Origin of the sequence: Cytobacillus sp. FSL W8-0315 (assembly GCF_038002905.1) — a bacterium.
GTDB classification, from domain to species: Bacteria; Bacillota; Bacilli; order Bacillales; family Cytobacillaceae; genus Cytobacillus; species Cytobacillus pseudoceanisediminis.
On sequence record NZ_JBBOOC010000001.1, the window covers coordinates 4,147,997 to 4,168,529 of the forward strand.

Below are 20,533 nucleotides of genomic sequence, written 5' to 3' on the forward strand. Positions count from 1 at the left end.
CTTCCTTAGTATAGACGCTGCCGGCTGACAAAAAGTTCCTGCGGATATTTATTTAATTTGTTTGTCAGACCAAACTTGAAAGACATTTATTAACACAGTGTAATTTTACACTAAAAAATATAAATTTCAAACTATTTTTTATATTGTAAATTTCATAAAAAAACAGCCGGAGAACTCGCTCTCCGGCTGTGTAACAATTTTATTCTTCCTCTTCTTCTTCTTCTGCTTCTCTTTCGACTATGTCGGCAAAGAGTCCATAGACATACTGTTCTGCATTGAATTCCTGCAGGTCATCCATTTTTTCACCTAAACCTACAAATTTCACCGGGATTTCAAGTTCATTTCTGATTGCAAGAACGATGCCGCCCTTTGCAGTTCCATCCAGTTTTGTAAGAACAATACCAGAAACATCAGTAGCTTCCTTGAAGGTCTTAGCCTGAATCATGGCATTTTGTCCAGTTGTAGCATCAAGTACTAGCAATACTTCATGCGGGGCCCCCGGTACTTCCCTTTCTATTACACGCTTTACTTTCTCTAATTCTCTCATCAGATTGACTTTATTCTGCAGGCGTCCCGCAGTGTCACAGATTAAAATATCAGCTTTGCGGGACTTGGCAGATTGAACGGCATCATACATGACAGCTGCAGGGTCAGAGCCAGCTCCCTGCTTAATGACATCAACGCCGACACGTTCTCCCCACACCTCAAGCTGTTCAATCGCTCCTGCACGGAAGGTATCTCCTGCTGCAAGCAGGACATTTTTTCCTTCATTTTTGAACTTATGGGCAAGTTTTCCGATCGTGGTCGTTTTACCGACTCCGTTAACACCAACAAATAGGATAACAGTTAGTCCCTCAGATTGAATATTTAATTCTGTGGAGGTTTCGCCTGCACTGTCATAAATTTCTACAAGCTTTTCTGAGATGACAGCCTGCACATCGCGAGGATCCTGAATATTCTTGCGTTTTACTTCCCTTCTCAGCTCTTCGACCAATTCCATGACAGTATCAAATCCAACATCCGCCCCAATTAAGATTTCTTCCAGTTCCTCAAAAAATTCCTCATCCACTTTACGGTACCTGGATACAAGGTCATTTACCTTATTTGAAAAATTATCGCGCGTTTTGGTTAATCCGTCTTTAAACTTTTCAGTAACACTATCTGTCTGCTTAGTGATTTTTTCTTTTAGTTTTTTAAAGAAACTCATGTTTTCACTTCCTTATAAAAGCAATATGTATTAGTGCGGAACAGGTTGTAAACTGTCCCGCATTAAAGCTGCTATTGAGTAATTAGTTCCCTGGTTTCTTCCAGACGTACAGATACCAGTTTGGAAACACCGGATTCCTGCATGGTTACACCGTAAAGGACATCCGCTTCTTCCATTGTTCCTTTTCTGTGGGTAATAACGATGAACTGGGTGACGTCGCTGTATCTCTTTAAGTATTGGCTGAACCTTTGCACGTTTGCTTCATCCAAGGCTGCCTCTACTTCATCAAGGATACAGAATGGAACAGGACGTACTTTCAAAATGGAAAACAGCAATGCAATTGCTGTAAGTGCCCTTTCTCCTCCAGATAATAATCCGAGGTTCTGCAGTTTCTTGCCTGGAGGCTGTGCGACAATTTCCACACCTGTATTCAATAAATCATCAGGCTGGGTCAAGCGTAAATCGGCTCTGCCGCCGCCGAATAAAGATTGGAAAACCGACTCAAAATGGAAACGGATCCCTTCGAAGGTTTCTTCAAATCGCCTTTTCATTTCAACATCCATTTCATCGATAACCTGGAATAACGTATCTTTCGCTTCCTGAAGGTCTGTTTTTTGTTCAAGCAGGAATTCATATCGTTCAGATACTCTGTCATATTCTTCGATTGCCCCGAGGTTCACAGCCCCAAGCTCTTCGATTGCCAGCTTTATGAGTTTTACTTTTTTTCGTGCTTCATCAATCTCAATCTCCAGCGGATATTCCTCTTTAGCTCCTTCAAAAGAAAGCAGATATTCTTCCCTTAAATGATTCAGCCTATTTTCCAGCTCAACATCAAGCCGGTTCTGCTTAACTTCCTCATCTTTCAAAACTTCTACCAGCCCTTTATGCTGGCGTTTTAATTCTTTTGCCTCAAGTTCCAAGTCCTCTAAAGATGTTTGGAGCTTTAAGCGCTCATCCCTTCTTGAAGCAATCAACTCAAGCGTTTCATTCTTTTCCTTTAATTTTTGCTGTGCTGCCTCTTCCAGATGCTGCTCACCTGAAGAGCTATTCGTCATTTCAGATGATAGCAGTTCTAAATCCTCTTTTACTGTTTTCAGCTTAACCCTGTTAGCAGCAAGCTCAGAAATTAGTGCGGCTAGTTTGTCCTCAGCATGATTCAGCTGTTCACTTTTGGAAGCGAAGCTGATTTTCAGCTCATTTATTTCAGATACAAGAGTTTCCTTTGAAGTCTGCTGGGTGTTTTTTCTTTCTGTTAATGCTTTAATCTCATTATCAAGATCAGCTATTTGTTTTTGCTGCTGCTCCAATAGATCTGCAAGCTCACTCTTTCTGGTCAGCAGTCTTTCTCTATCTTCCGAAAACTGTGCTTTGTCCATATCATAAAGAGATAAGCGCTCATTAATGCTTTTCTCCTCAAACTCTACTTCTAGAAGCTCTCCTTTTACCCTCTGTTCCATCAAACGAAGCTCTTCACCTGTTTTTCTAAGCTGTTCAATGCGTGTTTCCTGTTTTTGAATTTCGCTTTTTTGCAGTTTCACTTGTTTTTCGAGGTTAGCTGTTTTGGATTCCATGTCCAAAATTCGTGATTTCAGCTCTTCAAGTTCACCTTTGCGTGAAAGAATGGAAGTGCTTTTCTGTTTCAGGGCTCCTCCCGTCATGGACCCGCCGGGATTAACCACATCTCCATCAATAGTAACGAGTCTCACACGGTATTGAAGAAGCTTCGCCAGTTCATTGGCTCCTTTAAGGTCACGTGCAATAACAACATTGCCAAGCAGGTTTTCAATAGCAGACTGATGCCTTCCTTCAAACCGGATCAGCGTAGCAGCTTCACCAATAAAGGCGGGATGGCCTTGAACCGATTGCAGTTGCCCGGCATTAAGCCTTTTCCCCTTCACTACGCTTAACGGCAGGAAAGTTGCTCTTCCGTATGAATTCTTTTTCAGGAATTGGATGGCACTTCTCCCATCCTGCTCATTTTGTACGATGATATGCTGCATGGCACCGCCAAGAGCAGTTTCAATCGCCGTTTCGTACTCTTTTGGCACCTGAATTAATTCCGCTACGGCTCCTTCAATTCCCTGCAGCTTGCTGCCCCTTGCTTTCAATATTTCCTTTACACCTTGGAAAAAGCCCGAAAAGTCTTCTTCCATTTCTTCAAGCATTTCCTGCCTGGATTTTGCCTGCTGCAAATACTGATAAGCCTGATACAATGTTTTTTCCTGCTTTTGATAATTATTCTTTAATGATTCAAGCTTGCGGTCTTCCGTTCGAAAAACATGTACCTGACTCTCTATTTCTTTTTGCAGGCTTTCAAGTTCTGATTGTATCTTTTGCTTTTTCTCTTCATTTTTCTTGCGGTCGGCAATATACTTTTCGTTATCCATCTCAAGCTTAGAACTGCGCTGACCCTGCTGGCTGAGCTGCTGATCAATATTCTGCAGTTCGTTTCTTGAAGCCGCCTGGCTATTCAGCACTTCAATATAATCACTTTTCAGCGATTCAATTTTCTCTTCCGTATTTTCACTGAAGAGTTTGAGCTGTTCCTGCTTTTCCTTTAATGCTTTCTGAAGTTTAACTGCTTCTTCCTTTATTTTTCCTTTGAGAGCCGACTGCTTTTCTTCTTGCTCTTTTAATTCAGTTATCTTCGAAGAAAGTTCCTCCATGTTTCGATGAAGCTGGTCTTTATTCTGGCTGGCATTTTTCTTTCGCTCTTTTAGGACTTCTTTTCTGCCTTCCAGTTTTTCAAGCTCTTCACTGGCATGAAGGAGTACGTCCTGTAAATCATTTACTGATTCATCGATTGCAGCAATATGATCCTTTAACTCTTCCATTTTGGCTTCTTTGTTCTGAATAACTGCCGATAGCTTCATTTCATCTTCTGTATGCCGTTCAAGCTGACGTGAAAGCTGCTCCCATTTTGAATGCAGGTCTTCTATCTCATAGACTGTAAGGGCAACTTCAATTTTCTCAAGCTCTTCCTTCTGCTGCAGATAATCTTTTGCAATCGAAGCCTGAATTTTCAAAGGCTCTACCTGGCTTTCAAGTTCATGAAGAATATCATTCACCCTGTTTAAATTATCCTGGGTTTCAGAAAGTTTGCCTTCCGCCTTTTTCTTTCTTGTCTTATATTTAAGCACACCAGCCGCTTCCTCGAATATCGTCCGGCGTTCTTCAGCTTTGCTGTTTAGAATTTCCTCTACCCTGCCCTGGCTTATTATTGAAAAAGCTTCCCTGCCAAGGCCTGAATCCATAAATAAATCTACGATATCTTTTAATCTGCATGTTTGCTTATTGATTAGGTATTCACTGTCTCCAGATCGGTAAACCCTTCTTGTAACACTGACTTCACTGTATTCAATCGGCAGACCCTGATCGCCGTTATCAAGGGTCAGTGTAACCTCAGCAAAATTCTGCGCTCTCCGGGAATCACTGCCAGCAAAAATGACATCCTCCATTTTCGCGCCGCGAAGGGACTTAGCTGATTGTTCCCCCAATACCCAGCGTATGGCATCTGTTATATTGCTTTTTCCGCTTCCATTTGGACCTACAACTGCCGTAACGCCTGGAACAAAATCAACCGTGATCCGCTCAGCAAATGACTTAAAACCAATAACATCAAGCCTTTTTAAAAACAACCTTGCTCCCCCTCTGTCTCCTCCAAGTTTCTATTCTTCGATGTCACTTGATATGATTCTTCAATACTTCAAGGGCCATTTGGGCTGCATGCTGTTCCGCTTCTTTCTTTGATCGGCCGGTGCCTGTCCCAAGCTCCCTGCCATTTAGGGAAACAGTGGAAACAAATTCTCGATTGTGGGCAGGCCCTTTTTCCTGAAGGATTTTATATTCAATTGTACCTGCACCATCCCGCTGCACAAGTTCCTGCAGCTGGCTCTTGAAATCCATCACATGCGAAAAAGCACCTGAATCAATCTTCGGAAAAACAACTTTCTCCAAAAAACCGACAACCGTATCTAATCCTTTATCCAGGTATAGTGCACCTATAAAGGCTTCAAATACGTCTGCAAGCAGGGCCGGACGGGTTCTTCCTCCTGTCATTTCCTCCCCTTTTCCAAGCAGTACCAGGCTGCCGAAGGACAATGCATGGGCAAATGAGACCAGGGATGGTTCGCAAACAACCGCTGCCCTCAGCTTAGTTAATTCCCCCTCGCTCATCATGGGATATTTTAGGTAAAGGAACTTCGAAACAGTCAGTTCAAGTACAGCGTCACCCAAAAATTCCAGTCTTTCATTGTCTTCATAGGGCTTTCTCCGATGCTCATTCACATAAGATGAATGGGTAAAAGCTTGCTTTAATAATTTTTCATTTTCAAATTGGATTCCGATTTCCGTCTGGAATTCTTTAAATTGTTTTTCGATTGCGCGAAATGATTTTCTTTCCTTATCCTTATTGCTGCGCATAATGCATCCACCTTGCTAATATTAATATTCTTTTTATTATTAGGGACATCTCAAAATGATGTTCTAGTTTTAACTAAGCCTGTTGATTGCCGCTGCATGTACTCAAGCTTCCGTGTGGGCTGCCTGGACTCCTCGACGCTCTGCGTCTGCGGGTCTCCCTTGGTATGCTGCTCCCGAAGGAAAGCTTCCTCGAACAACTGCGCACCAAGAAAATGCGGTAGCCTTTTCGGAGATCTCGCATCTTCCGCTCCAATCGCTCAATGTAAATATAGATAACTGCTCAAAACCCGCAAAAATTAAGTAAACTGAAATTCATATAAAGCTTAAATGGTCTTTTCTAAGTTTACGTAATAAAAATCAAAAACGCAAAAAAATTTCTATTTACAAAACACTTTTAAGTTTCATTCGGATACAGCCATCTTCACAGAAGAAAGCCCCGTTATTCAACGGAGCTTTTGCCTAACATATTTACTGTCCACAGCCACCTGCTGCCGTGCGACAGCTTTATCCATGCTGTCCTCTATGCCACAGGTAACACCGGACAGTAAACATCTGCTGATAAAAAATTGCTGCAGCGAGGGGTATACCCTCACTGCAGAGTGGTCCAACTAACGATTATTGGCTAGCTTTTATGTAATTTACAGCGTCACCGACTGTTGCGATTTTTTCAGCATCATCGTCAGAAATTTCCATGTCGAACTCGTCTTCTAATTCCATTACTAATTCTACTACGTCAAGGGAATCAGCACCCAGATCATCTTTGAAAGAAGCTTCCAATTTCACTTCAGACTCTTCTACACCAAGACGGTCCACGATGATCTTTGTTACACGTTCTAATACTTCTGCCATGCTTGTCACCTCCCCTCAAGTATTATAGATTATTTTTAGCCTTTATTGAAAGGTTTTATAAAAAATTTTGCATTACAAGCCTGTTACAAACTACATGACCATACCGCCATCAACATGAAGGGTTTGTCCTGTCATATAGCGGCTGTCCTCTGAAGCAAGAAATACTGCCACATTCGCAATATCTGCAGGGTCGCCAAAACGCGCCAAAGGAATTTGCTTAAGCATCTGCTCTTTTACATCCTCGTTCAGCTTATCAGTCATATCAGTTGTGATAAAGCCTGGTGCAATAGCATTGACCGTTATGCCTCTTGTTGCAAGTTCCTTTGCAGAGGTCTTTGTCAGGCCAATAACACCTGATTTGGCAGCGACATAATTAGCCTGGCCAGGATTGCCGCTGACACCAACGATGGATGAAATATTGATAATGCGGCCGCTGCGCTGTTTCATCATCTGCCTTGTAACAGCTTTTGTACAAAGGAATACACCTTTCAGGTTAATGTTAATAACATCATCCCATTCGTCTTCCTTCATTCTCATAAGCAGGTTGTCCCTCGTAATTCCAGCATTATTAACCAAAATATCAAGCTTGCCAAACTTTTCTACTGTTTCTTTAACCATGCTTGCCACGGAATCACTATTTGACACATCGCATTGGATAGCAAAAGCATTTCTGCCTAATGCTTTTATTTCATCAACGACTTCGTTCGCCCTTGCCTCACTTCCGGAATAGTTAACCGCGATATCTGCACCTTGCTTAGCAAGACCCAAAGCAATTTCTCTTCCGATTCCGCGGGAAGCTCCCGTTACTAATGCGGCTTTTCCCTCTAGCTTCATCTCAATTCCTCCTTCAAGGATTCTGTAACTGCCTGGCAGGATTCAGCATCGGAAACGGCATACGTTTTAAGGGAACGATCTACCTTTTTCACTAAGCCTGACAGTACTTTCCCTGGTCCAATTTCAATAAATGTATCTACTCCTAGCTCTATCATCCTGCGGATTGAATCCTCCCAGAGTACAGGTGAATACAGCTGTTCAATTAATCTGCTGTTTATTTCTGCTGCAGAAGTCATTTCAGAAGCCGTTACATTTGCAATGACAGGAACAACTGCATCTTTGATCTCAATATCGTCCAGGACTTGCCTGAACTTCTCCGCAGCAGGCTTCATTAATTCAGAATGGAAAGGACCGCTTACCTCCAGTGGAAGCACTCGCTTGGCACCTTCCTCTTTAGCCTTTGCAGAAGCTTGTTCAACACCTGCCCTTGAACCTGAAATAACAATCTGTCCAGGACAGTTCAAATTTGCGAGCTGAACCGGATTGCCGCCTGCAGTAACCTCTTCTGTGACAGCAGTAAGCTTGTCCCTGTCCAGTCCCAGTACCGCTGCCATTGTTCCCTCACCGTTAGGAACTGCTTCTTCCATGAACTCTCCTCTTTTACGGACAGCATAAACACCGTCCTCAAAGGATAGTGCTTCCGCTGCAACGAGTGCAGTATACTCTCCAAGGCTGTGGCCAGCCACAAAATCAGGTGCTACGCCAGATCTTTTAAAATAATCGAGTATGGCAATGCTAGTAGTCAACAATGCCGGCTGGGCATTTGTTGTTAACGTCAATTTTTCCTGAGGCCCTTCAAAAATAAGTTGTGATAGTGAAAACCCAAGTTTTTGATCAGCACTCTCGAAAAATGATTTTACTTTCTCATCCTGTTCGGCTAATGCTTTTCCCATTCCCGCAGCCTGTGATCCCTGCCCAGGAAATAAAAAGGCGATTTTACCCATCGTGATTCCCCCCAAATAAAATAAGTTTATTTAACGGCTGTTTTTTCTGCTTCTTTTTCAACAGCTTCCTTAATCGTTTGAGCGACATTGTTTTCTACCATAACCCTGGTCTGTCTGACTGCACTGAATAAAGCAGTCGCATCTGAGGAACCATGAGCCTTAATAACAGGCGCCTTTAATCCGAATAATCCAGCACCGCCGTATTCCGAATAATCCATCTTAGATTTAAGCTGGTATAAATCAGGCTTTAAGGCAGCTGCTGCCAATTTCGTTTTAAAGCTGCTGGTCAGAGCTGTTTTTAGCATTTTAAACACAGAAAGAGCAGTACCCTCAATTGTCTTTAGGACCATATTTCCGGTAAAGCCATCTGTCACTACAACATCTGCAGCTCCCTCAAGCAAATCGCGTGCTTCCACATTACCGATAAAATTGATATCAGCATTCTTCAGCAGGTCAAATGTATTTTTCGCCAGTTCATTGCCTTTTTTCTCTTCAGTTCCTATATTTAGAAGGCCCACTCTAGGATTGGAAACACCCCGGACTTTTTCTGTATATATCGATCCCATGATCGCATATTGAAGAAGATGCTCAGGTTTCGCGTCAACATTCGCCCCTACATCCAGCAAAAGGAACCCTTCCCCGCCTATCGTTGGAAGCGTAGGTGATAATGCCGGGCGTTCAATGCCATCAATCCTTCCTACCACAAAAAGGCCTGCTGCCATAAGAGCACCCGTGTTTCCTGCAGAAATGCATGCATCCGCTTTACCGTCTGAGACAAGCTGCGCTGCAAGCACCATTGATGCATTTTTCTTTCTGCGCACAGCCCTCACTGGTTCATCATCCGGCAAGATGACTTCATCTGTATGTAAGATCTCAATCCGCTCGTTTGAAGTAAGGTATTCCTTTATTTTTGACTCATCGCCAACAAGAGTAATGTGTATATCCTTAAACTCTGCGGCAGCTTTCATTGCGCCAAGGACAATTTCCTTCGGGGCATTGTCGCCTCCCATTGCGTCTATGGAAATTTTCATGATGCTTCATCCTTTAGTGATTATTTTTTTCTGAACATGTCGAATTCGCCCTTAAATACCTGTTCGTTATTCACAAAGCTATTGACTTCAACAATCGTCCTCCCGCTGTCAACATCAATTGTAAGGACCTTGGCTTTAGCTATAACACGTTCATTTAATCGCACTGGCCTTGTGAATTGAATATTGGCTTTCGCTGTCAATGCCAGTTCATCATTTATTACAGCAACTGCCAGTGAGTTGGCCTGTGCAAACAAGTGATGCCCCCGGGCTATTCCATTCCGCTTGAATACATGTTCATTTTTTACATCGAAAATGGAAATTGCCGTTTTATCCAATTCTATATCTATTATTTCACCGATTATTTCTTCTATGGGTAAAGATCGGACTTCATCCTCGAAAGTTTTTTCAGCAACATGCTTGATTCTTTCCCGCAATTCCGGAATAGATAATTCCAGGCGGTCGAGCCTTATTGTCTGGACGCTGACAGTGAACTTTTCTGCAAGTTCCTCGTCCGTGACAAAAGGATTTTCTTTTATTGTGTCCGTTAATAAATGCTGGCGTTCTTTTTTATTTCTTTTCATTAAAAATCCCACCGTCCGAGATATTAAGACTAGGTACTAATAGTAGTATATAATCAAAAAAAGCAGATTGCAAGGAAGAACTTTTCTGCAATCTGCTTTAAGTGTGATTGAATATTTGTTTAGCTTACATATTCTGTCCGTTGATTTCCGCTGGGAGGAACAGGAGCCTCCTCAGCCAGCACCGCACGAAGGAAATGCGAGAACATTTTTCGAAGATCAAGCTCCCTCCACTCCAATCAGCTCAGCGTGTGACATTCGATCCTTTAGTCCAGTTTTTCCCCTTCCAGCACTCCTGTTTCCTTTAAATAATTTCTCAAAGGCAGGTACTCATCTGAATGCCAGAATTCATGGGATTCAACAAGAGAAGCTGCATCGTTTCTGGCGGTTTCGAGAGCGCGGTAATCATGGACCATATCGGCGACTTTAAATTCCGGGAGCCCGCTTTGTTTTTTTCCGAAAAAGTCCCCAGGTCCCCTCAGCTCAAGGTCCTTTTCACTTAGTGCAAATCCGTCATTGGTTTCCGTCATGATTTTCATTCGTTCTTTTCCAACTTCCGATTTGGGGTCTGCTAAAAGAACACAATAAGATTGTTTATCTCCTCTCCCTACCCTGCCCCTTAATTGGTGCAGCTGTGCAAGTCCAAAGCGCTCAGCATCATAGATCACCATCATCGTTGCATTTGGGACATTTACACCCACCTCGACAACTGTAGTAGAAACAAGAATTTGAGTTTCATTTCGGCTAAAAGCCTTCATTACATTTTCTTTTTCATCTGGGTGAAGCCTGCCATGCATGAGGCCCACATCATAGCGGCCATGAAAATGATGCATCAATGTTGCATGGACATCTATAGCATTCTGAACATCCAGCTTGTCCGACTCCTCAATTAGGGGACATATCACATATACTTGCTGGCCTGCTGAAAGCTCCTTTTCCATAAAACCAAGTACTCTATCAAGCATTTCAGGTTTTGCCCAATAAGTTTCAATCGCTTTTCGCCCTGCCGGCATTTCATCTATGATGGAAACATCCATTTCCCCAAAAACAGTAATGGCCAATGTTCTCGGGATTGGCGTGGCAGTCATAAACAGAACATCCGGACTCTCGCCTTTTTCCCTGAGGATGCGCCGCTGCCCGACACCAAATCTATGCTGTTCATCAGTAATAACAAGCCCCAGTTTATTAAATTCCACTTCTTCCTGGATAAGTGCATGTGTGCCTATAAGAACATCAATTTCTCCATCCTTTAAATGCTGAAGAATTTCTCTTCTGCGCTTTCCTTTGACGGAGCTTGTCAGGAGTTCACATCGCAGGCCAAATGGCTCAAGCATCGTTTTTAAAGATTCCGCATGCTGCTCTGCAAGGATTTCGGTCGGCACCATTAAAGCTCCCTGGAAATCTGCTGTCCTGCTGGCAAATAGGGCGATCGCCGCAACAGCCGTTTTGCCGGAACCAACATCCCCCTGTAATAGCCTGTTCATCCGATAAGGCGATTTCATGTCAGTCAGAATCTCATTAACCACCCTTTTCTGGGCATTGGTTAAGGCAAATGGCAGAGAGTCTATAAACTCCATCAGCCTCGAAAGATCATAAGCTTGCGCAATCCCTTTAGACTGCTCTCTTTCAATCTTTCTTAGTGCCTGCATTTTTAATTGAAAATAGAAGAATTCTTCATAAACAAATCGCCGTCTTCCCTGTTTAAGTTCCTGATCATTGGCAGGAAAATGGAGCGATCTCATAGCATCTCGCCTATCCAAAAGCCTATATTGCAAAAGATATTTTTCAGGCAAAGTTTCTGATATCTCATTTCCATACTGTGAAAAAGCCAGTTTTATAAAACGTCTGATTCCCTTGACAGTGATATTTCCTTTCACAGCGTAAACAGGCTCAAAATCCTTGTTACTGGAGGCACTCCCTATTTTTAATTCATTGGCTGTTATGATCTGGCGGTGCTGGTCCCATTTGCCTGTCACTGTCACAGTTTCGTTCAATGTAATTTTATTCTTTAAATATGGCTGATTAAACATGACCACTTGTATCAGATATCTGCCTACAAGAACTCTCACAGTCAGCCTGGACCGTTTCCTTCCATAATAGGCGAGTGAAGGTTCACTGTGGATCTTTCCTTCCACAGTTACTCTTTCATCATGCTTAATCTCTTCCAGATCCTTGAGCCTGTAATCCTCATATCTATATGGGAAATATTCAAGCAAATCTTTTACAGTGTTTATGTTCATTTCAGCAAGTGATACTGCTGTTTCCTCCCCGATGCCTTTAACAGCTGTAACAGACTGATTATAATTTGGATTCACGTTTATTGAACGGCTGCCAAATATATTTTCTCAAGGCAGTCCGCCACCCCTCCCTGCTCAATTACTTTTAACTGCAGGCTTATACAGCGCCTGCTTTATAACTAGCACACTATAATCTAAATAGGCAAGTAAGCAATCTTTAACCAAATAAATTAATATTTCCGAAGTTCACTAAAATGTAATCGTTTTAAATGGACAAAAGCGAAGGCTGGGCCCTCGCTTTTTTTATTGTTTATTCGATTGAAAATATAAAAGAGTATAGCGGCTGTTTGCCATCATGCACTTCGACTTCAACATCTTCATACTTATCTTCAATATAGCTGATAAGTGAATCCACTTCCTCTTCTGCCGCATCTTCACCTTTTAATACGGTTAGGATCTCAGAGTCTTCATCAATCATTCCATCGAGAAGATCTTTGGCAGCCTGCACTCTATCCTTGTTCTTGACAACAATTTTCCCATCTGAGATGCCCATAAAATCATCTTTTTCAATTTCGAGGCCATCGATGCTTGTATCACGGACAGCAAATGTAATTTGGCCTGTCTTCACATGCTGAAGGGCATCTGTCATGCCTTCTTCATTTTCTGCGAGTCCGGCACTTGGATTAAAAGCAAGCAGGGCAGCCATTCCCTGAGGGACGGTCTTGGAAGGAACAACTACTGCTTCTTCTTCAGTCACTTCTGCAGCCTGCTGTGCAGCCATGATGATATTTTTATTGTTTGGCAAAATGATTACTTTCTTGGCATTCACTTCTTTGATGGCCTTTACAATATCTTCCGTACTAGGATTCATCGTCTGGCCGCCCTCAATGACTGCATGTGCTCCGATGCTTCGGAAAAGATCCGCAATCCCGCTGCCCATTGATACTGTAACGATTCCGTATTCCTGCTTTTCCTTTGGCTTAGCTTCAGCTGCCAATGGTGTAGGAACGTCATCAATCAAATTGGTGTGCTGCTGGCGCATGTTTTCAATCTTCATATTGATTAAGCTCCCATAGCGCTGTCCGTATGTCAGGCAATCTCCTGGCTGTTCAGAGTGGATATGTACTTTTACAAGCTGTTCATCCGCAATCACAAGAAGCGAGTCGCCATATTTGCTTAAGTCCTGGCGGAACTTGTCTTCTGAAAAAGGATTAGCAGATAGCTTTTCAGTTTCGAACTTGACCATAAACTCTGTGCAATAACCAAATTCAATATCTTCAGTGTTCATAAAACTATGAACATTTTTATGGTGTTCTGCGTTAACCAGGTCATCCATCTTTGGAAGGGCTGCTGGTGTATCAGGAAGTTTTTCGCCCTTGAGCTCTGCAAGGAATCCTTCATATACAAAAACAAGACCCTGCCCGCCGCTGTCTACAACCCCAACTTCTTTTAAGACAGGAAGAAGATCCGGAGTCCGGTTTAAAGAAGCCCGTGCTTCTTTTAACACTTCCTCCATAATCACTACGATATCATCTTCATTTTTTGCAGCCTGCACCGCTTTTTTAGCGGAATCTTTAGCAACGGTTAAAATTGTTCCTTCAACCGGCTTCATAACAGCTTTATAAGCAGTTTCTACACCTGAATTCAAAGCATCAGCAAACTCTTTGCCATTGATGGAAGATTTCTGTTCAATATGCTTTGAGAAGCCTCGGAACAGCTGGGAGAGAATTACTCCAGAGTTCCCGCGGGCCCCCATCAGCAAACCTTTAGAAAGAGCAGAGCCCACCTTCCCAATATGTTCCTGAATATTAGCTTTTACTTCCTTTGCACCGGAAGTCATTGACAAATTCATGTTCGTTCCTGTGTCTCCATCAGGAACAGGGAAAACATTTAACGCATCCACTAATTTTGCATTAGCAGATAAATGGTTCGCTCCTTGTATGACCATTTCGGCAAAAAGCTTCCCATCTAAATCTCTTTTTGACACAAGTCTTTCCTCCTCACTACGGGTTCGTTACACGAACTCCCTGAACGTAAATATTAACCGAGTCCGTACTTAGCCCAACTGTTTTATCAAGGGTGTATTTCACTTTAGATTGCACATTGTGGGCAACCTCGGAAATTTTCGTTCCGTAACTTACAATAATATACATATCGATATGTACTTCATCTTCTTCCTGGCGTACAATAACACCGCGGGTAAAATTCTCTTTTCGAAGTATATCTGTAAGGCCATCTTTAATTTGATTTTTAGAGGCCATCCCTACGATGCCGTAGCAGTCAACTGCTGCTCCGCCTGCGATTGTTGCAATTACGTCATTAGAGATATCAATTTGCCCGAAATTCGTTTTTAATTCGATGGACATGGTTCGTTCCCCCTTTGGAAATTGCTTTTAATAAAAGCTTCTTCAAGCGCTCCCGCTTTACGGAAACGCTGGCGTTCCCCCTTAATTGTAAAATGGAGGCAAGCTTGCTGTTAAAGGAGAATGCATCCTTTTCAGCTGGGCAGCGATCTTTCTAACTCCAAAGCTTTATGCATACCTTATGATATTTTACTATATGGGCTGTAATATTGAAAGCCATACTTCCCCATCCCTATTATAGCTCATGTTCCATACCCCTATGTCAAGGAAATTTTCTTGAAAGCAAACTATTGCAATCAGAAGGGTTGTATGATAAATTATTAAAGTATCTTTTAATGTCGAGATCCGAAACGGAGTTCCTCATTAATTCAGATGGATGAATCTGACTATTGCAAATGAAAGCATTGAAAAATAGTTTCAGCTTATGCTTTTAGTAAGGAGGGAAACATACATGCCACGCAAATGTGTTGTAACTGGTAAAAAAACAACTTCAGGTAACGCACGTTCTCACGCGATGAACGCTAACAAGCGTACTTGGGGTGCTAACCTTCAAAAGGTACGTATTCTTGTAGACGGTAAACCTAAACGTGTTTGGGTATCTGCAAGAGCACTTAAATCAGGTAAAGTTGAGCGCGTTTAATCTGCTCAGGGACATCCTTTTAGGATGTCCTTTTTATTTTCCTTTTTATAATCCACTATTCATTCTCCCCCATTGAATCAAAAAATAAAAGCACCCCAGAGAGGTGCCCAGTTTTTAATGCTATTTTCTTTTTCATTTATGGGAGTTTACCCCTTTTTGAAGGTCCCTAACATGGCACGCACAATGCCCCCTAAAAATTTAGGAAGTTTGATTGTATAAAATCTCATTACTCGTGTCCCTCCTCACGATCTTACGCATCCATTCTGTCCTTAAATCGTCTTTACCATCTTATTCAAATAACGAAAGATGAGTACTCATGATTACAAAAAATGATCAGAAAGCAATTCATGCCAGCACTCATATCCAGATTCCCAGCACCTTGCAGGGCAGTACTGGCCCGGCTCTTAATCCTTGCTTCTTACAACCATTAATATGCCTTCAGTAAAAGAAAAAGTACCACAATCATCAATAAGTTCATTGCTGATACAAAGAGTAGAACCGGCAGAGACGGTCCGATCTGTGAGCGGATACTTGAAATTTCTTAATGTGAGGCCCTTAATTTCCATTGTGATCGGGACAAAAGAAATGTATTTGAAATTTGGATTTTGCTTTATGGTGTATTCACCTGGAGCTTTAATATTAATCTTATTTTTTTTGTCAATAATTTCGACAGGAACAAAGTTTCCTTCAAGTACAGGCTTTATTAACAGCTGAATATTTGCAAATAAGTGGTCAAGCCGGCCGCCTGTGGCGCCAAACAGACGGATTTTCTCAGGATTTTGTTCCAGTGCCCAATTCAGGGCAAGCTCCATGTCGGTTTCGTCTTTCTCCGGCTTGAACCTGTTCAGCTCTTTTACTTTTTCTTCAATGATTAATAGTTCTTCATTTGACACAGAATCAAAATCGCCAAATGCCATTTTCGGCTGCATGCCATTTTGAATGAGTGTAAGCACTCCTCTATCTACCCCGACCCAATTGTCACCGGCATTACTGAATGAAGACAGTTCAGGCAGCAAATCCTCAGGGCCGCCAGCTAAAATATTTATAATCATTTCATATTGCTCCAATCATGATATATATCTTATATTATAAAAAGCCAGCTCTATTCAAGCTGGCTCTTTTTTATTTCGAACCTTTTAAAGCAGCAATCGCCACGGCTCTGTCTTTCTGATTATAAATTGCCGACCCGGCAACAAGCACATTCGCTCCAGCTTCAATGCACAATTGTGCTGTTTCTTCATTCACTCCGCCGTCCACTTCAATTTCAATATTTAGACCTTTTGCGTCAGCCATTTCCTTAACCGCCTTAATCTTAGGAAGAACGCCAGGGATGAACTTTTGTCCTCCAAAACCAGGATTAACAGTCATAAGCAATACCATATCAATATCATCAATAATATGCTCAATCATATTAACTGGTGTAGCCGGGTTAAGAACCACTCCTGCCTTGACCCCGAATGATTTAATAAAATGAATCGTTCTGTGAAGGTGTTTGCATGCTTCTGCATGTACAGTGATATAATCTGCCCCCGCATTAGCAAATGCCTCAATGTAGTTATCCGGATTTTCTATCATCAAATGAACATCCAGGGGCAGCTTTGTCACAGGACGGATTGCATCAACAATTAATGGACCAATTGTAATATTCGGTACAAAATGGCCGTCCATTACATCGACATGAATATAATCAGCTCCGCCGCGCTCTACATCTTTAATCTCTTCTCCCAATTTAGAAAAATCTGCCGATAAAATCGAAGGTGCGATTTTTACCATGAATTAATACCTCGGCTTTCTATCTTTTATTTCCTGCAGAAAGGTTTTGTAGTGTTCGTATCTGTAGGAAGGAATTTCACCGTTTTCACTGGCGGCCTTTACAGCGCATTTCGGTTCTGCCATGTGCAGGCAGCCTCTAAATTTGCATTGATCGCTTTTCTCCTGAATTTCCGGAAAGCAATAATTCAGATCCTCCAATTCGATATCTGTAAATTCAAGGGAGCTGAATCCCGGGGTATCAGCAACAAGCCCTTTCCCAACCTCTATCAGTTCTACATGCCTGGTTGTATGCTTTCCCCTGCCCAAATGTGAAGAAATATCATTTGTTTTCAGCTCTAAATCTGGTCTTAATACATTTAACAAAGATGATTTCCCCACACCTGACTGTCCTGCAAAAACGGAGATCTCGCCTTCCAGATATGGCATTAAGTCTTTAACGCCTTCTTCTGTTTCGGAGGAAGTCAGCAAAACATCATAGCCGGCTTTGCGGTAATCTGATGCATATTGCTGGATTTCCTTATACCCATGTTCGTCTGTCAGATCTATTTTAGTAATGCAGATGATTGGCTTTATACGATTGAATTCAACCAGCACCAGGAAACGATCTAATAGAGAGGTGCTGAAGCCCGGTTCAACAGCTGAAAACACTAGAATGGCCTGATCAACATTTGCAATTGGCGGACGGATCAACTCATTTTTCCGTTCTTTTACTTCTAAGATGTATCCTTCTGTAATACTTTCTGCCTGAAACACGACTTCATCACCGACCAGCGGGTTAACCTTATTTTTCCGGAAAACTCCGCGGCCTCGGCACTGAATGATTTCATCTCCGCTAAAAACATAATAAAACCCGGCTAAGGCTTTAATAATTTTGCCCTCAGGCATAGCAACACTCCTTGCTTATGATTCTTCTTCCGGATAAGGGATTTCCTTTTCTTCAAAAACCTGGCCATCCCGCAGAACCTTATAAGTGGCATTCTGTCCGGGAGCAATTGTTATATCAATTGGGATTACCGTATCTTCATAAATCAGCTCTGTATGAACTGGTTCAGAACCAGGATTATTCATATCCTTAATGATAATCTGAACTTCATTTGGCTCACCTTCGGCTGCAGGCTCATAGGGAACGCTGATCTCAATATTTTCTGTCTTAGGAAGAAGTTCTTTTTTCCCTTTTGAAAGAACCACCGTCACTTTCTGTCCGCTTGCCAGGTTTGTGCCTGGTGCCGGATCCTGATTGATGACTAGTCCTTCTGGGACTTCCTCATGAAATTCTTCTTCTCCATATTCTACTTTTAATCCCGACGATTCTTCGTACTCCTGCAGCCCCTTTTCGTTATAGCCGCGCAGGTCTTTTAAGGCAATTGGCGCCGGACCTTTGCTGACAGTAAAAATCAATTCTGTATCCTCGGGAACGACAAGATCGCCTTCTGAGAAGTTTTGGTCCAGGATTGTCCCAGCCGGCTCACTCTCATTATTTTCTTCTGTTTTTTCAATGCTTTTAAAATTTTTGCTTTCAAGCAAGCGGACTACATCGTCGTATTGCCTGCCCTGGTAATCAGCTAATTCAAATTTTTCCTTGCCAGTGCTTTCATAGATATCAATGGAAGTTCCTTCTTTTACGGTTCTGCCTGCTTTCGGATCTGTTTTTACTACCAGACCTTCTTCCACATCAGGGTCACTTATCGGCTTTGTATCCCTAACCGTAAACCCAGCGGCAATAAGCTCTGCTACTGCGTCTTCCACCTCTTTTCCTGACACATCAGGAACCTGGACATCCTTGGGCGCAATAAGATCAGGTAAAACAGTTATGGCCAGGATGCCTAACACAGCCAGAAACAAAAAGACGGATACCAGAATAATTGGCCATTTCTTTTTCTTCTTTTTTTTCTTTTTTTCCTTCTTCTTCTTTTCAGGAAGAGGTTTTGCCACAGGCTGCGTGTCTCCCTTTGGATCCTTAGCATGTACAAGTGTTTCGTCCATGCTTTGGTATGGGCGGTCATCCGTAATAACAGGGATTGCCTTTGTAGCATCATCGTCAATCGGGACCATAAACTTTCCTTCATGAAGCCTTTCGGGTTCAAGCGCTGTACTGATATCCTCTTCCATATCTTCAACAGAATCATACCTGTGAAAAGGATCTTTAGCTGTCGCTTTTAAAACGATATTTTCAACACTTTGCGGTATTGAAGGATTCCATCTCTTAAGGGAAGGCGTCTCTGACTGCAGATGTTTGAGAGCTATTGATACAGCGGATTCACCTGAGAAAGGAAGCCTGCCTGTCAAAAGCTCAAACATAACAATGCCAAGGGAGTAGATATCAGACTTTCTGTTGGCCATCCCCCCCCTGGCCTGTTCCGGAGAAAGATAATGAACAGAGCCTAAAACAGAATTGGTCTGAGTTATACTGGTAGCGCTTAATGCCATGGCAATTCCGAAATCAGTAATCTTTACATTACCATGCCTATCTATCAAAATATTATGCGGTTTAATATCCCGGTGTATGATATGGTTTTGATGTGCATGAGATATGGCTGAGGTGAGCTGTTTCATAATTTCCAGCGAATCATCTATGCGAATCGGGCTGTTTTGCTGTATGTATTGCTTTAACGTTTGTCCATCTACATATTCCATCACAATATAATAGATTGAATCCTCTTCGCCAACATCATAGATACTGACGATGTTCGGGTGGGCTAAGCTGGTAGCTGATTGGGCTTCACGATGAAAACGGCGGATAAATTCTTCATCTTCGGCAAAATCCATCCGAAGCACTTTCACCGCTACATCTCGATCCAGAATCATGTCATGGGCCAGGTAGACATTTGCCATGCCGCCTCCGCCAATCATATCAAGAATCTTATAGCGGCCGCTTAATCTTCTTCCCTTAATCATCATTTATCATCCCGCTCTCATTGCTTTCAAAATACTCAGCAATCACGAGCGTAATATTGTCTTCGCCGCCATTATTATTGGCCTGTTCAATCAGCACTGAGGCTTTTTCCTCCAGAGTTCGTCCGCTTTTGAGGATTTCAATCATTTCAGCCACATCTACCTTGTTGGACAAACCGTCAGAGCATAATAATAATAAATCGCCCTCTTCAAACGTTATGGTTTTGATATCCATCTCAACCGCTGCTTCAGTTCCCAATGCCCGGAGGAGCACATTTTTTCTTGGATGATGCTCAGCATCTTCCTTGGTAATCTGCCCGGACCTTACAAGTTCATTCACTAGGGAATGATCTTCCGTCAGCTGCTGAAAACCCGATTCATTCAAGATATAACATCTGCTGTCGCCGATATTGGCAATTGTCGCAAAACGATCAGTACAGATTGCAGCCACAACAGTTGTTCCCATGCCTTCACATTGTTCATTTTCTTTCGAATGTTCATAAAGAATGGTGTTGACCTCTGCAATATACTTCCGCAGCCATCCTTCCGCCTCTTCGGCAGTCTGAAAGTCATCTGTCTGATCCCAGAATCCTTTTAAACTTGTTAGCGTCATTTCGCTTGCCACATCGCCAGCCCGGTGGCCGCCCATGCCATCTGCTACGATGGCAAGGCGCTGCCCCTTGCTGTTCACATAGATGCCGCCATTATCTTCGTTATGCTGCCTGACTTTGCCTTGATCTGTCATAAAAACAGCTTTCATTCT

At 42.4% G+C, this 20,533-nt stretch carries 18 protein-coding genes; 1 reads left to right on the forward strand and 17 read right to left on the reverse strand.

Annotation, left to right across the window (positions count from 1 at the left end; all coding sequences use genetic code 11):
- Positions 1-199: 199 nt before the first annotated feature.
- From ftsY to MKY20_RS21360, 11 genes are all read right to left on the reverse strand, one after another.
- Complete coding sequence (gene ftsY, locus MKY20_RS21310; protein WP_251266698.1) at positions 200-1,207, reverse strand: signal recognition particle-docking protein FtsY; 1,008 nt, start codon at positions 1,205-1,207, stop codon at positions 200-202.
- Between the two features lie 71 nt (positions 1,208-1,278).
- Complete coding sequence (gene smc, locus MKY20_RS21315; protein ID WP_341002957.1) at positions 1,279-4,845, reverse strand: chromosome segregation protein SMC; 3,567 nt, start codon at positions 4,843-4,845, stop codon at positions 1,279-1,281.
- A gap of 43 nt (positions 4,846-4,888) precedes the next feature.
- The gene (gene rnc / locus MKY20_RS21320) at positions 4,889-5,629 is read right to left on the reverse strand and encodes a ribonuclease III (RefSeq protein ID WP_009330798.1); all 741 of its coding nucleotides are present in this window, start codon (positions 5,627-5,629) and stop codon (positions 4,889-4,891) included.
- Positions 5,630-6,244: 615 nt separating this feature from the next.
- Complete coding sequence (locus MKY20_RS21325; RefSeq protein WP_009330799.1) at positions 6,245-6,478, reverse strand: acyl carrier protein; 234 nt, start codon at positions 6,476-6,478, stop codon at positions 6,245-6,247.
- 90 nt (positions 6,479-6,568) lie between these two features.
- Positions 6,569-7,312 carry a 3-oxoacyl-[acyl-carrier-protein] reductase gene (fabG, locus tag MKY20_RS21330; RefSeq protein ID WP_009330800.1) on the reverse strand — a complete coding sequence of 248 codons (744 nt, stop codon included), beginning with the start codon at positions 7,310-7,312 and terminating at the stop codon, positions 6,569-6,571.
- Positions 7,309-8,256 (reverse strand): ACP S-malonyltransferase, encoded by a 948-nt coding sequence (gene fabD, locus MKY20_RS21335; protein WP_217025452.1) that lies wholly within the window; start codon positions 8,254-8,256, stop codon positions 7,309-7,311. Before fabD ends, fabG begins: the two co-directional genes overlap by 4 nt.
- 26 nt (positions 8,257-8,282) lie before the next feature.
- The gene (gene plsX, locus MKY20_RS21340; protein ID WP_009330802.1) at positions 8,283-9,287 is read right to left on the reverse strand and encodes a phosphate acyltransferase PlsX; all 1,005 of its coding nucleotides are present in this window, start codon (positions 9,285-9,287) and stop codon (positions 8,283-8,285) included.
- Between the two features lie 20 nt (positions 9,288-9,307).
- On the reverse strand, positions 9,308-9,868 hold the full coding sequence (gene fapR / locus MKY20_RS21345) for a transcription factor FapR (protein ID WP_019381743.1): 561 nt from the start codon (positions 9,866-9,868) through the stop codon (positions 9,308-9,310).
- Positions 9,869-10,131: 263 nt separating this feature from the next.
- Positions 10,132-12,180, reverse strand: a complete 2,049-nt coding sequence (recG, locus tag MKY20_RS21350; RefSeq protein WP_217025453.1) for an ATP-dependent DNA helicase RecG — start codon at positions 12,178-12,180, stop codon at positions 10,132-10,134.
- 232 nt (positions 12,181-12,412) lie between these two features.
- Positions 12,413-14,089, reverse strand: coding sequence for a DAK2 domain-containing protein (locus tag MKY20_RS21355; RefSeq protein WP_251175161.1), 1,677 nt, complete (start codon positions 14,087-14,089; stop codon positions 12,413-12,415).
- Positions 14,090-14,105: 16 nt separating this feature from the next.
- Positions 14,106-14,468, reverse strand: a complete 363-nt coding sequence (locus MKY20_RS21360) for an Asp23/Gls24 family envelope stress response protein (RefSeq protein ID WP_009330806.1) — start codon at positions 14,466-14,468, stop codon at positions 14,106-14,108.
- A 448-nt stretch (positions 14,469-14,916) separates the two neighbouring features.
- Here MKY20_RS21360 and rpmB point away from each other — a divergent pair, with 448 nt between their 5' ends.
- On the forward strand, positions 14,917-15,105 hold the full coding sequence (rpmB, locus tag MKY20_RS21365) for a 50S ribosomal protein L28 (protein WP_019381740.1): 189 nt from the start codon (positions 14,917-14,919) through the stop codon (positions 15,103-15,105).
- Positions 15,106-15,251: 146 nt separating this feature from the next.
- Here rpmB and spoVM read toward each other — a convergent pair whose 3' ends face one another.
- From spoVM to MKY20_RS21395, 6 genes are all read right to left on the reverse strand, one after another.
- Positions 15,252-15,332 (reverse strand): stage V sporulation protein SpoVM, encoded by an 81-nt coding sequence (spoVM, locus tag MKY20_RS21370; protein WP_019381739.1) that lies wholly within the window; start codon positions 15,330-15,332, stop codon positions 15,252-15,254.
- 177 nt (positions 15,333-15,509) lie between these two features.
- Complete coding sequence (locus MKY20_RS21375; protein WP_019381738.1) at positions 15,510-16,157, reverse strand: thiamine diphosphokinase; 648 nt, start codon at positions 16,155-16,157, stop codon at positions 15,510-15,512.
- A 70-nt stretch (positions 16,158-16,227) separates the two neighbouring features.
- Positions 16,228-16,878 (reverse strand): ribulose-phosphate 3-epimerase, encoded by a 651-nt coding sequence (gene rpe, locus MKY20_RS21380; RefSeq protein WP_009330809.1) that lies wholly within the window; start codon positions 16,876-16,878, stop codon positions 16,228-16,230.
- Between the two features lie 3 nt (positions 16,879-16,881).
- On the reverse strand, positions 16,882-17,763 hold the full coding sequence (gene rsgA / locus MKY20_RS21385) for a ribosome small subunit-dependent GTPase A (protein ID WP_009330810.1): 882 nt from the start codon (positions 17,761-17,763) through the stop codon (positions 16,882-16,884).
- 15 nt (positions 17,764-17,778) lie between these two features.
- Positions 17,779-19,773, reverse strand: a complete 1,995-nt coding sequence (gene pknB / locus MKY20_RS21390; protein ID WP_251175181.1) for a Stk1 family PASTA domain-containing Ser/Thr kinase — start codon at positions 19,771-19,773, stop codon at positions 17,779-17,781.
- A complete protein-coding gene (locus MKY20_RS21395) occupies positions 19,766-20,530 on the reverse strand; it encodes a Stp1/IreP family PP2C-type Ser/Thr phosphatase (RefSeq protein WP_019381735.1) in 765 nt (254 codons plus the stop codon). The genes pknB and MKY20_RS21395 overlap by 8 nt, the downstream gene beginning before the upstream one ends.
- Positions 20,531-20,533 lie beyond the last annotated feature (3 nt).